Origin of the sequence: Rhizobium herbae, assembly GCF_017873135.1 — a bacterium.
GTDB lineage: Bacteria > Pseudomonadota > Alphaproteobacteria > Rhizobiales > Rhizobiaceae > Pararhizobium > Pararhizobium herbae.
In genome coordinates, this window is record NZ_JAGGJV010000012.1 from 170,004 (window position 1) to 183,210 (window position 13,207).

Sequence of the window (13,207 nt, forward strand, 5' to 3'; positions counted from 1 at the left end):
AGTTTCCTGAACGTCATTCAACTTTGGTTTAATGTCCGTTCAATCGTCGATCTGATGTAATTTGTTTTACAGTGCGACGCACAAAGGTGCCAGAACAAACGGATTATTGCTTCTGTTAAAAGGGTTATCATGTCTTGTCTTTTACAAGAGGTTTCTGTAATTCTGTAAATTATGTAAATTTCCGTTTCGGTATAAAATTGTAAAAGGCATGACAAATGGCTGAAAACAAGATTTTTGCCGGCGCCCGTGTGCGGCGGATCCGCAACGGCCTGTCGCTCACCCAGACGGCCATGGCCGAGGCGCTGGGCATATCGCCGTCCTATCTCAACCTGATCGAGCGCAATCAGCGGCCATTGACGGTGCAATTGCTCCTGAAGCTTGCCTCGGTCTACAAGGTCGATCTCGACGAATTGCAGGGCGAGGCCTCCGGCAGCGTCACGCAATTGCGCGAGATATTCGCCGACCCGCTGCTGTCAGGCGAACTGCCGGGCGATCAGGAACTGATCGAGGTGGCGGAGGCGGCGCCCAATGCTGCGATGGGTATCCTCAAGCTCTATCGCGCCTATCGCGAGCAATCGTCGCGGCTGAAGGACCTGAGCGCGCTTTTGTCGGATCAGGGTCATATGGCGGCGCTGTCCGATGCGCGCCTGCCCATGGACGAGGTGCGCGACATCTTCGAAAATCGCCCACATTATTTTGCGCGCATCGATGAGGCCGCGGAAGCGTTCCATACGCAGCTTGCGCCTGGCGACGATCTTGCCGGGGCGCTGAAGACCTGGCTGCGCAAGGAACATGGCCTGACTGTTCGGGCGCTGCCGGTGCATGTCATGCCGGACCTGCGCCGCCGCTTCGATCGCCATTCGATGCGGCTGTTTTTATCCGAAAGGCTGTCGGCGCAGGACCAGTTGCGCGAAATCGCCATGGAGGCTGCCCAGATTGCCCTTCCGGAAGCAATCGCAGCCGATCTCGAACAGCTGGCCTTTTCGACCGGCGAAGCGCGGCGCATCGGCCGCTTCGAACTTGCGCGTTATGCCGCCCATGCGATCATGATGCCCTATGGTGCTTTTCTGGCGGCGGCTCAGAGGGCGAAATACGATATCGATGTCGTGAGTGCCCGTTTCCAGGTCTCCTTCGAGCAGGCGGCAAACAGGCTGGTGACGCTGCAGCGCCCGGGGGCTTCGGGGCTGGCGTTTTTCCTGATGGAAATCGACCAGGCTGGACACCGCCTGCGCAAATCCGGCGCGCAGGGTTTTCCGCGGGCGCGCTTCGGCGGCCACTGTCCGAAGCTCAATATCCATGCAGCCTTCTCGCAGACCGGCCAGGTTCTGGTGGACCGCGTTGAGGTCTTCGGGGGCGGGGAATTTCTCGTCGTCGCCAGAACGGTCGAAGGTCCGCGTGCCGGGTTTCAGGAGCGCATTCGGCGTACGGCGATCCTTGTCGGTTGCGACGCGGCCCATGCCACGGAAACCGTCTACGGCGAGGCGCCGCTTATGACCGTTGCCGGCGGCACGGCCTGTCGGCTCTGCGAACGGCGGGGCTGTCTTGCCCGAGCCGAACCGCCGGTCACCCGGCCGCTCGGGCTTGACGAGATGGTAACGGGCCTGAGTGCGTTTGATTTTCAGTAGCTGCGGTTTTTCAGTAGCTGACCGGGTGATGGGCTGGCAACAGCGGTGCGTTGGGAGCAAAGCATTCCGAAGCAAGGCCTGTCGTGTAGCCGCGCGTGATATGCGCCCGGCTGGCGTAGTCGGGGTTTTGCATCAGCGCTGCATGCAGTTCCGGCAGATTGTAATAGGGCACGCCCGGATAGAGGTGATGTTCCAGGTGATAGTTGATGTTGTGGGGTGCAAAGAACAGCTTTTCCCACATGTAAGGGTAGACCGTGCGCGAGCTGCCGAGCTCGTCTGAATAGTCCATGCTGCCGAAATGCTCGGCGACGCTGCGCACATAGAGGAACAGGCAGAAGAAGGTGAAGAACGGCACCAGCCAATAGAGCGTGAAATCCGTCCACAGGCCGAACACCGAGAACACGATCGCTGCTGCGACATAAAAACTGACCCGCAGGATTTTGTAGGTCCGGGTCGAGCGGTCGTGCTTGGCGATGCGCTTGGCCATATGGAGTATATCGCGCACCGAATTCACCGCCACCAGATAGCCGAGCAGTTGCACCACGCCGCGCCAGAGCTTCTGCGGGAAGGTGAATTGCGTCATGCCAAGCTTGGAGACCCAGTCCGGATCGCCCTCGGTGTTGGTGTGCTGGTGATGGGCAAGATGGTTCATCCGGTAGCCATCGACGGTCGCCATGATCGGCCAGGCGAGCAGCAGGTCGCTCAGCCAGTCGCTCGCCTTGCGGTTCTTGATGATGCGGTAGTGGGCCGCCTCATGCATCAGGCAGCCGAAGGCATGCATGCGGCCGGCGATAACAAGCACGGCAGCGAGATAGGCGAGCGGATGCTGCATGTATTTGCTGAAGGCGATGGCGGCGGCGATCAGTGCCCAGTCGAAACCGATGGCAAGAAGCGTCCGGTGGGATTGCAGCACCGATAGCCGCTTCAATTCCCGCGGATCGATCCGCGGCGACTTCACGCTCATGATGGCCAACTCCGAAACGCATATCTGTTGCAGTGCAAAATCGCATCCCGGGCATGGTTAAGCAATCGTAAATGCCATGCTTAACGATCGATTTGAAGTTATGGTTAATCCAGGCTGAGCGCGGGATTGCTCCTGTTGTCGGGAGATCGTGCCGCACTGAAAAGATTCGGCTTTTGCCAGTGACCGCTAAAATTTGAGAAGCCATCGAATGCGCAGGCGCGAGCTTTAAAAGCGCTTGTGGTTGTTGGAAAACATGCCTAACTTCCAAACGCGCATACGGAGGGACAGACAGGCAGGCGACGGCGGCGTGCCTGGACTGACCCGAAAAAAATCAAGGGGAATTCCATGTCGCGAAAGATTGCCACCGCGTTTGCCGCGTTGATCCTCAGTGGATCCGCAACGATTGCCACCGCGCAGGAGCGCGTCGTCAACGTCTACAACTGGTCCGACTATATCGATGCCAGCATTCTCGAAGACTTCACCAAGGAAACCGGCATCAAGGTCGTTTATGACGTCTTCGATTCCAACGAAATTCTTGAAACCAAGCTTCTCGCAGGCGGCACCGGCTACGACGTTGTGGTGCCGACGGCCAGCTTCCTGCAGCGCCAGATCGCGGCGGGCGTCTTCCAGAAGCTCGACAAGTCGAAGCTGCCGAACATCTCCAACATGTGGGACGTGATTTCCGATCGCATCCAGAAATACGATCCCGGCAACGAATATGCCGTCGACTACATGTGGGGCACCACCGGCATCGGCTACAATGTCGAGAAGGTGAAGCAGATCCTTGGAACCGACGAGCCACCGACCTGGGATGTGATCTTCAAGCCGGAAGTTGCCGCGAAGTTCAAGGATTGCGGCATTCACATCCTCGATTCCGCTTCCGACGTTCTGCCTTCGGCCCTGGCTTATCTTGGTCTCGATCCCGACAGCCGCACCCCGGACGACCTGAAGAAGGCGGAAGAGTTGCTGACGTCCATCCGCCCCTATGTCCGCAAGTTCCATTCGTCGGAATATATCAACGCACTGGCCAACGGCGATATCTGCCTTGCCGTCGGTTATTCGGGCGACGTGTTCCAGGCGCGCGATCGTGCCGCCGAGGCGAAAGCCGGCGTCACGGTGAACTATGTCATCCCGCCAACCGGCGCGCAGATGTGGTTCGATGTCATGGCCATCCCGGCCGACGCGCCGCATGTCGCCGAGGCGCATGAGTTCCTGAACTATATGATGAAGCCGGAAGTGGTCGCCAAGGCGTCGAACGTCGTGTTCTATGCCAACGGCAACAAGGCCTCGCAGCAGTTTGTCGACAAGGAAGTGCTCGACGATACCGCGATCTATCCCACACCCGAGGTCCTGGCGAAACTCTTCACGGTCACGCCCTATGACGCCAAATCGCAGCGTCTGGTGACGCGGCTGTGGACCAAGGTGGTCACCGGCCAGTAAGTCAAAAACAATTGCCCGGACCTGAAATCCGGGCAATTTTCTTTTGCGGCGCTGGGGAAGGCGCCGTTTGTGCAAGTCATTCGGGGATAGATGATGAAGTCACTTGGCAGTATCCGGCGTTCCTTTGCTCCATGGGCAGACCCCACATCCATACCGTTCATCGCGGTGAAGAACGTCACCAAGAAGTTCGGCGATTTCGTCGCTGTCGATGATCTGTCGCTGAATATCTATCCCCGTGAATTCTTCGCGCTGCTCGGCGCGTCGGGCTGCGGCAAGTCAACGCTGCTGCGTATGCTCGCCGGCTTCGAACAGCCGACCTCGGGCGAAATCGTCCTCGACGGACAGAGCCTTGCCGGCATTCCGCCCTACAAGCGGCCGGTCAACATGATGTTCCAGTCCTATGCGCTGTTTCCGCATATGACGGTCGAGAACAACATCGCCTTCGGTCTGAAGCAGGATGGTATGCCCAAGGCCGATATCGCCGAGCGCGTCGACCAGATGCTGAAGCTGGTCAAGCTCGACAAATTCGCCAAGCGCAAGCCGCACCAGTTGTCCGGCGGCCAGCGCCAGCGCGTGGCGCTTGCCCGCTCGCTTGCCAAGCGGCCGAAGGTGCTGTTGCTTGATGAGCCGCTCGGCGCGCTCGACAAGAAGCTGCGCGAGGAAACCCAGTTCGAACTGATGGACCTGCAGCAGGAACTCGGCCTGACCTTTGTCGTCGTCACGCATGACCAGGAAGAGGCGATGACCATGGCCGACCGCATCGCCGTCATGGCGCACGGCAAGGTGGTTCAGGTCGCCACCCCGCCGGAAATCTATGAGGCGCCGAATTCGCGCTTCGTGGCTGATTTCATCGGTGACGTGAACATTTTTGACGGCACCGTTTCTGCCGTCGGCAATGGCACAATCGAGATTGCAACGGAAACCGGCTTCACGGTTCGCGTCGCCTCGACCGAGCCGCCGGCCGTCGGCGCCAAGGCCGGCTTTGCCGTTCGTCCGGAAAAAATCCGCGTCGGCCGCGACCAGCCTGCCTGCGCGCCGCTCAATGCCGCTCAGGGCGAAATCTGGGATATCGGCTATCTCGGCGATATGACGGTTTTCCACGTCAAGCTGAAGGACGGCAAGGTGATCAAGGCTTCGTCGCTGAACGCCGTGCGTGCCGTCGAGGATCCGCTGGGCTACGACCAGGAAGTCTGGATTTCCTTCGATGAAAATGCCGGCGTCGTGCTGAAGGATTGAGGCCATGGCAAAATTCGGATCGGCATTGTTCAACCGGCTGGTGATCATCATCCCCTATGCCTGGCTGCTGTTCTTCTTCCTGATACCCTTTTTCATCGTCATCCGGATTTCGCTGTCGGAAACGGCCGTCGCCATGCCGCCCTATCTGCCGGTGTTCGATCTGGCGTCGGGCGTTGGCGGCTTCATCGACAATATCAAGCAGTTCTCGATCGACAACTACATCTGGCTGACTGAGGATGCGCTCTATACCAAAGCCTATGCCTCCAGCCTCTGGATCGCCGGTGTCTCGACATTTCTGACGCTGCTGATTGCCTATCCGGTGGCTTACGGCATGGCGCAGGCGCCCAACACGATCCGCCCGACGCTGCTGATGCTGGTCATCCTGCCGTTCTGGACGAGCTTCCTGATCCGCGTCTACGCCTGGATCGCCATTCTCAAACCCGAAGGCTTGTTCAACCAGCTGCTCTTGACGCTCGGTCTGATCGACCAGCCGCTGATCATCCTCAACACCAATTGGGCGATCTATATCGGTATCGTCTATTCCTATCTGCCCTTCATGGTGCTGCCGATCTATTCGTCGCTGGAAAAGATGGATCACAGCCTGACGGAAGCCGCCCAGGATCTCGGCTGCACGCCGATCCGGGCTTTCTGGCGCGTCACGTTCCCGCTCTCCATGCCCGGCGTGATCGCCGGCTGCATGCTCGTGTTCATTCCGGCGGTCGGCGAATTCGTCATTCCGGATCTACTCGGCGGGTCCGAGACGCTGATGATCGGCAAGACCCTCTGGAACGAGTTCAACGCCAATCGCGACTGGCCGGTATCCGCGGCTGTGGCGACCATTCTCCTGCTCATTCTCGTGGTGCCGATCATGTTCTTCCAGCATGCGCAGGCCAAGGCCGACGGCGAGGGGAGATAGTCATGCAACGCTGGTCCCGTTTCAATATCGCCTCCATCGTTCTCGGCTTTGCCTTCCTCTACCTGCCGATCGTGCTTTTGGTGATCTTCTCGTTCAACGAATCCAAGCTGGTCACCGTCTGGGCCGGTTTCTCGACCAAATGGTATGTGCAGCTGTTTCACAATCAGGCGCTTCTCGATGCAGCCTGGGTGACCGTGCGGGTCGGCCTGATCTCGGCGACGGTGGCAACCGTTCTCGGCACGCTGGCAGCACTCGCCATGACGCGCTACACGCGGTTTCGCGGCCGCATGCTGTTTTCCGGCATGATCTACGCGCCGCTGGTCATGCCGGAGGTGATCACCGGCCTGTCGATGCTACTTTTGTTCGTTGCTATCGGTTTCGATCGCGGCTTCTGGACGCTGACGCTCGCCCACATCACCTTCACCATGTGCTTCGTCGCAGTCGTTGTGCAGTCCCGGCTCCTGAGCTTCGACCGTTCGATCGAAGAAGCCGCGATGGACCTTGGCGCGACGCCGGTTGCAACCTTCCTGCAGGTGACCTTACCCGTTATCGCGCCGGCGGTCTTTTCCGGCTGGGTTCTCGCCTTCACGCTGTCGCTGGACGACCTGGTGATTTCGAGCTTTACCTCGGGGCCTGGTGCCACCACGCTGCCGATGCGGATCTACAGCCAGGTTCGCCTGGGCGTGACGCCGGAGATCAACGCGGTCTGCACCATCCTGATCGGCATCGTCGCCATCGGCGTTCTGATCGCATCCGTGGTGTCGCGCCGCCGGGAAATCCAGCGGGTCAAGGACGAGCAGGCTGCGTTCGCTCATTGAGACGGAGGGGGCAGGGGCGTCACTCGCGCTCCCGTTCTCTTTCGCGCGGCGGCAGGAAAACGTAGGTCAGCAACCAGATCGGCAATACGATCATCGAGCCGAGCAGGATATTCGGCAGCGCCCAGCTCGTGAAGCGCAACAGATAGCCCCAAAGGATGTCCGGTGTCAGACCTGCCTGCTGCAGGATCTGCTCGGACGAGATATTGAAGATCGAAAGCCCGGCGCCCGTGAGCAGCGATGCCAATGCGATCTTGAGCAGGGCGGCAAGAAAACGCAGCACGGACACTTCTCCTGTGGGCTGATTCGGCTGCTTATTTTAGAATGCCCTGTGACAAAGTCGATGTAGCCAGTTCATGGCTTGGCGGGGATTGCCGCCAGGGGTGAAATGACCGGGTTCGGCCAGGAGCCGCCGACAAAGAAGCGGACGGCGGGTATCGCGGTGTCGTCCGGCTGGATAGCACCGGCCAGCGCCAGGCTGCCGTTCCGGTACGGAATGATCCCGGCGAGAGACAAGATTCTTCCTTCGCCCTTGATATCCGCCTTGGTCAGTTCAGCCATGCCGTTGCGCAGCGTTGCAGTGATTTCCGCGCTGGTAAAGGCGAAGGAACCGTCGCCAGCTTCGCTGATGTTGAAGAAACGGCCTTGCGCCGCAAGCCGTTCGAATTCCGGCCCGTTGAAGTCCCGCAAGGTGCCGTTGTCGACCATATAGCGGATTTCACCGGAAACACCGCCCGGGGTCATTTTCGACAATGGCTCGGCGGTGGAAAGATCGACGCTCAAAACGCCCCGGCCAAGCGGCAAGGGGCCTGCCAGGCCGAGAGTGGCGGCGACCGGCGCCAGATCGGCGTCTTTCAGCGAAAACTGCAATTGCCCGCCATCGCCGCCGTCTTTTGCAAGGGCGATGCGGCCGCTGAGCGAGCCGCCGGCATAGGTACCGTCACCGATGTCGACGGAAGCACGTCCGTTCTCCGCCATGATGCCCGCGGCAACATCCGTCAGAGCGATCGGGCCATAACTTGCTTCCTGCGCCGACAGGCGAAGGTCGAGGCCGATTTGCTTCAGGAACGCCATGTCGGGGGAACCGGCGAGCTGGAGTGGCAAAAACGAAGAAGCCAGAGCGGTCAAATCGAGCCGGTCAAATGCGAGTGTTCCATCGACACGCGGACCGCGCGCCCGGTTCCAGGCAATGTCGAGGACACCGGTTGCGCTCGCCCCTTCCAGCGAAAGCGAGAGATTGTCCATTTTCAATATCTCGCCGGACATTGTCATGCTGGTGTCGAGGGCGATGGCTCCCGTGGTCTCCGCAGGCAGCGTATTTCCGCGAGACCATGCCGCCAGCCCCGGAATCGATCTTGCGGTCAGTTGAAGCTGGCCGGAGGCAAACGGGTGGGCCGAGCCGTTGCCGATGCCGTCGAAACTGAAGGTCAGCGGCGTGGAACTGAAGGATGTCTGGATCGCGCTGTTTTGACCCGAAAGCAGCATCATCGGCTCATCGCAAGTGATGGACAACTCCACTTTTTCGCCGTTCATGGCAGCCGAAAGGTTTGCCCTGATCTGCGCCGCAGGCGTCGGCCATTGAACGGAGCCGGATATATTGTTGATGTGATGCGCGCTGGCGGTGATGCGATCGTTGAGTTCAACGGTGCCGTTGTCGATCTCGATGTCGCCGATCGGCGTGTTGCGAACGGCGGACGGCGTTTTCGTCGACGCGTTGGCGATGGCATCGGCCATCCACCCGGCGCGGCGCCAGTTGAAGGTTCCGTCGAGCCGTCGTTCTACCTTGAAAACCGGGTTGACCAGGCGGAAGTCATAGAAGACAGGCGCGCCGCGCAGCGCAGCGAGGATATCGAACCCGGCGGCGATGGCGTCTGCCTTCGCCAGCAGCTCCGGCGTCGCCGCATCGCCACCCTCGAAGGTGACGGTGCGGAGCGTCAGGACAGGGTGCGGCCAGAAGCTGATAAGCGGATCACCGGCAATGTTTGCCCGCGCGCCCGTCCACGAGGACAGTACCCGCTCCATGTTGGTCTTGACGCTGGCTGTCGAGACGAACAGCGGCAGCGCCACCTTGAACAGAACGGTAAGGGCGAGCGCGCCGATAACCAGCCAGGCAACCGTGCGTGACGCGAGAAGGTCAAGCAGTCTGGTTTTCATGCTGGCGATATTGATGAATTGCTTCATTGCAGTCCGGCGCGCTTTCAATCGTTTTGAAAGGGATCTGGATAGGCTTTCAGCCGGGAGAAATCAAACGGTCGAGCAGGGAAATGTCGCAACTGCCACAGTCATCATTTGCACTGTCTGTTTATCTTGCGCCGCAGCATGATATAGAGGCTGGCTTGGGAAGCGGAGGAAAGCATGCAGTCAGATCGACCCCTTTGGACACCGTCCGCGGAATTCATCGAACAGACGCCGATGAAGGCGTTCATCAACCGGTGCGAACAGCGCTTTTCGAAGACCTTTGCGGACTATGACGCATTCCATGACTGGTCAATCACTGAGCGAGCCGATTTCTGGACCGCGGTCTGGGATCATTGCGGCGTGGTCGGCGAGCGCGGCGAACGAGCGCTGATCCACGGTGACGTGATGCTGGACGCCCGGTTTTTCCCCGATGCGACACTGAATTTCGCGGAAAACCTCCTGCGGCACAGCGGAAGCGGCGACGCGCTGGTTTTCCGCGGCGAGGACAAGGCGCAGTCGCGCATGTCCTGGGACGAGCTGCGGGCGCTGGTGTCCAGGCTGCAGCAGGCATTGAAGGCTGCGGGTATCGGCAAGGGTGACCGCGTTGCCGCGATGATGCCGAACATGCCGGAAACCATCGCCCTGATGTTGGCCACCGCTTCCATCGGTGCGATCTGGTCGTCCTGTTCGCCCGATTTCGGCGAGCAGGGCGTGCTTGACCGCTTCGGCCAGATCGAACCCAGGCTGTTCATTGCCTGTGACGGCTACTGGTATGCCGGCAAGCTTCAGGACGTTTCCGCAAAGGTTCAGGCTGTCGTCAAGACCCTCGGCGTGCCGGCTCTGATCATTCCCTATGCCGGCGATGCGGAAGCGCTCGCGGCATCGGTATCGAACGGCAGGACCCTGGCCGCCTTCATCGAGCCTTTCACGGCGAAACCTCTCGAATTCGTCGCGCTGCCATTCGCGCACCCGCTCTATATTCTCTTCTCGTCGGGCACGACGGGTGTTCCGAAATGCATTGTACATTCGGCCGGCGGCACGCTGCTGCAGCATCTGAAGGAGCATCGGTTCCATTGCGGGCTGAGGGAGGGCGAGAGGTTGTTCTACTTCACCACCTGCGGCTGGATGATGTGGAACTGGCTGGCGTCCGGCCTTGCGCTGGGCGCGACGCTCTGCCTTTTCGACGGTTCTCCGTTCCACCCCGACGGCAATGTCCTGTTCGACTATGCGCGCGACGAGCAGTTCGCCATCTTCGGCACCTCGGCGAAATATATCGACGCCGTGCGCAAGGGTGGCTTCACGCCGGTCTCCACGCATGATCTCTCGTCGCTGCGATTGATGACATCAACCGGTTCGCCGCTGTCGCCGGAAGGGTTTTCGTTCGTTTATGAGGGAATCAAGCCGGACGTGCAGCTGGCGTCCATTTCCGGCGGCACGGATATCGTCTCCTGCTTCGTGCTCGGCAATCCGCTGAAGCCCGTCTGGCGCGGCGAAATCCAGGGGCCGGGGCTTGGGCTTGCCATGGATGTCTGGAACGATGACGGCCAGCCGGTGCGTCAGGAAAAAGGCGAACTCGTCTGCACCAGGGCGTTTCCGTCCATGCCGGTGATGTTCTGGAACGACAAGGATGGGGCCAAATACAAGGCGGCCTATTTCGAGCGCTTCGACAATATCTGGTGCCACGGCGATTTTGCCGAATGGACCGAGCATGGCGGTATCGTCATTCATGGACGCTCGGACGCGACGCTCAACCCGGGTGGCGTGCGCATCGGTACGGCCGAGATCTACAATCAGGTCGAGCAGATGGACGAGATTGCGGAAGCGATCTGCATCGGGCAGGACTGGGATGATGATGTCCGCGTCGTCCTGTTCGTGCGCCTGGCAAAGGGAAGCGAACTGACCGACGATCTCGTCAGGGCGATCAAGACCAGGATCCGCAGCGGTGCCTCGCCGCGTCACGTGCCAGCCAAGATCGTCGCGGTCGCCGATATTCCGCGCACCAAGTCCGGCAAGATTGTCGAACTCGCGGTGCGCGAAGTCGTGCATGGGCGGCCGGTCAAGAACAAGGAGGCGCTCGCCAACCCCGAAGCGCTCGATCTCTACGCAAACCTTGACGAACTGCGGAGCTGACCTGGTTCTGTTAAGGATTTCGGGCTCGCCGAATTAACCAAAGCTTAGGTCTTTGCCGCCAATGGCTAAAATTTGAGTATTGCGTGGCAAGGTTTTGTTAACAGATAACAGGGCATGGTGATCTCAACTTGAGGCCACCCGATGTCAGGGGTGGCTTTCGGCAGAGATGCCAGCCTGGACATGACGTCATTTCTTCTCAAGCACCTGTTTAGCATCTAACTTATCGAGGCAGCTTCTTAGCTGCCTCTTTTTTTGGGCTTTTCTGAAGGTTTTTCAATCCCGGTCAGTTCGCCAGAACCCGCTGCGACGGGAAGGAAATTTCCACCAGCGTGCCTTCGTTGGGCGCCGAGTTGATCGAGAACTGCGCCCGGTTTGCCTCCGCCATCGCCTTGGTCAGCGGCAGGCCGAGGCCGGTGCCGTCGCCGCGCTTGCGCGCGCCGGTCGTCACTTGGCGAAAGGGTTTCATCGCCTGTTCCAGCTCGGTCCGGGTCATGCCGACGCCGGTATCGCGAATGCGTAGGATGACGCTGCCATTGGCCTCATAGGCTGTGGAAACGACGATCTGGCCGCCCGACGGCGTGAAGCGGATGGCGTTCGAGAGGATGTTCAGCGCGATCTGCTTGATCGACCGGTTGTCGGCGACCACGTTCGGCACCGAGCCGGAAAGCGAGGTGCGGATGATCACCCGCTGGCTGTTGGCTTGTGGCTGCACCAGCGCGACGGCCTCCGACACAGCGTCGTTGATCTCCACGGCCGTGAATTCCAGATCCATCTCGCCGGCTTCGATCTTCGATATGTCGAGCAGGTCGTTGACAATGTCGAGCACATGACGACCGGAGCGGCCGATATCGCCGGCATATTCGACATAGCGCGGATTGCCGATCGGGCCGAAATGCTCGCTCGCCATCATGTCGGAAAAACCGATGATCGCGTTGAGCGGCGTGCGGATCTCGTGGCTGACCCGGGCGAGAAAGTCGCTCTTGTGGGCGTTTGCCGTCTCGGCGGCCCGCTTGGCATTGCGCAGTTCCTCTTCCGTCCGCTTCCACTGGGTGATGTCGCGGATGACGGCGCAGAACCCGTTGGAGGAGGAGAGGCGGCCCATGGTCATGAACAGCGGAATGAAGCCACCGGAGGCTTCGCGGCCGATCACTTCGCGGCCGTCGTTGAGCACGCTGGCAACGCCATGGCCGGAAAGGCCGGCGAGATAGTCGAGCACTGCCTTCTGGCTTTCATGGGCAAACAGCATGGCGAAGGGTTTGCCGCGGATTTCGCCGTCGTCATAATTGAACAGCGCGCTCGCGGAGCGATTGACCGAGCGGATTTCACCATCCGCGCCAACGACGACGACACCGTCGGTCGCCGTTTCGAGGATGGAGTGAAGCTCCTCGGTTTCCATGCGCAGCGCTTGGATTTCCGGCGCCTGCGCGCTTTCCTCGGACAGAGCCGCGAGCTCGTTTTCCGGCACGACGACTGGTGCCGGCGCGGTCTGGGTCGCCGAAAGCGCCATCATCAGGGCACTCTTGTCTTCCCAGCGGATGGATTGCAGCCGCGCCGACACCGGCACGAGCTGGCCATCGTTACGGATCACCATCATGGTGCCATCAGGCAGGTCGAACAGGCCGTCATCGTCCCCGGCGAAAAGGGCGTCGATGCCGCCTTCTTCCCGCAGTTCGTCCAGATCGGCATAACCGGTAAGCTTCAGGAATTCGGAGTTGGCGTGAAACAGATCATCGCCGCTATGAACCAGCAGGGCGAGCGGCAGATTGTCAAGTATCTCCGGCGTCAGGCTGCTGTTGCCGCCGATGCGCGCGGGTGCGATTGCAGCGAGTGCTTCGGGCAGGTCGTTTTCGGCGGTTGGAACCCCAGCATCGTCGATACCGGCGAAATCGTCCTTGTCCGTCTC

Annotated in this window: 9 protein-coding genes and 1 pseudogene; 6 read left to right on the plus strand and 4 right to left on the minus strand. The window is 60.0% G+C overall.

Going from position 1 to position 13,207, the window contains the following annotated elements:
* Nucleotides 1–215: 215 nt before the first annotated feature.
* Nucleotides 216–1,625 (plus strand): helix-turn-helix domain-containing protein, encoded by a 1,410-nt coding sequence (locus tag J2Z75_RS26860; RefSeq protein ID WP_209856732.1) that lies wholly within the window; start codon nucleotides 216–218, stop codon nucleotides 1,623–1,625.
* Between the two features lie 10 nt (nucleotides 1,626–1,635).
* Here J2Z75_RS26860 and J2Z75_RS26865 read toward each other — a convergent pair whose 3' ends face one another.
* Nucleotides 1,636–2,589 (minus strand): fatty acid desaturase family protein, encoded by a 954-nt coding sequence (locus J2Z75_RS26865; protein ID WP_209856734.1) that lies wholly within the window; start codon nucleotides 2,587–2,589, stop codon nucleotides 1,636–1,638.
* Nucleotides 2,590–2,934: 345 nt separating this feature from the next.
* Here J2Z75_RS26865 and J2Z75_RS26870 point away from each other — a divergent pair, with 345 nt between their 5' ends.
* The 4 genes from J2Z75_RS26870 to J2Z75_RS26885 all read left to right on the plus strand — a co-directional run bounded on the left by J2Z75_RS26870 (nucleotide 2,935) and on the right by J2Z75_RS26885 (nucleotide 6,999).
* A complete protein-coding gene (locus J2Z75_RS26870; RefSeq protein WP_209856736.1) occupies nucleotides 2,935–4,029 on the plus strand; it encodes a polyamine ABC transporter substrate-binding protein in 1,095 nt (364 codons plus the stop codon).
* Between the two features lie 93 nt (nucleotides 4,030–4,122).
* Nucleotides 4,123–5,265: an ABC transporter ATP-binding protein gene (locus tag J2Z75_RS26875; RefSeq protein ID WP_209856738.1), complete on the plus strand. Its 1,143-nt coding sequence runs from the start codon at nucleotides 4,123–4,125 to the stop codon at nucleotides 5,263–5,265.
* Between the two features lie 4 nt (nucleotides 5,266–5,269).
* Nucleotides 5,270–6,181 (plus strand): ABC transporter permease subunit, encoded by a 912-nt coding sequence (locus J2Z75_RS26880; protein WP_209856740.1) that lies wholly within the window; start codon nucleotides 5,270–5,272, stop codon nucleotides 6,179–6,181.
* Between the two features lie 2 nt (nucleotides 6,182–6,183).
* A complete protein-coding gene (locus J2Z75_RS26885; RefSeq protein WP_209856742.1) occupies nucleotides 6,184–6,999 on the plus strand; it encodes an ABC transporter permease in 816 nt (271 codons plus the stop codon).
* Between the two features lie 19 nt (nucleotides 7,000–7,018).
* Here J2Z75_RS26885 and J2Z75_RS26890 read toward each other — a convergent pair whose 3' ends face one another.
* A complete protein-coding gene (locus J2Z75_RS26890; RefSeq protein WP_209856744.1) occupies nucleotides 7,019–7,279 on the minus strand; it encodes a DUF6460 domain-containing protein in 261 nt (86 codons plus the stop codon).
* A gap of 71 nt (nucleotides 7,280–7,350) precedes the next feature.
* The gene (locus J2Z75_RS26895) at nucleotides 7,351–9,177 is read right to left on the minus strand and encodes an AsmA family protein (protein WP_209856746.1); all 1,827 of its coding nucleotides are present in this window, start codon (nucleotides 9,175–9,177) and stop codon (nucleotides 7,351–7,353) included.
* Nucleotides 9,178–9,351: 174 nt separating this feature from the next.
* Between J2Z75_RS26895 and J2Z75_RS26900 the strand changes: the two genes are divergently transcribed.
* On the plus strand, nucleotides 9,352–11,304 hold the full coding sequence (locus tag J2Z75_RS26900) for an acetoacetate--CoA ligase (protein WP_209856747.1): 1,953 nt from the start codon (nucleotides 9,352–9,354) through the stop codon (nucleotides 11,302–11,304).
* 283 nt (nucleotides 11,305–11,587) lie between these two features.
* Here the strand turns inward: J2Z75_RS26900 and J2Z75_RS29760 are convergent.
* Nucleotides 11,588–12,700, minus strand: a pseudogene (locus J2Z75_RS29760) (ATP-binding protein); the annotation flags it as partial.
* Nucleotides 12,701–13,207: the final 507 nt, after the last annotated feature.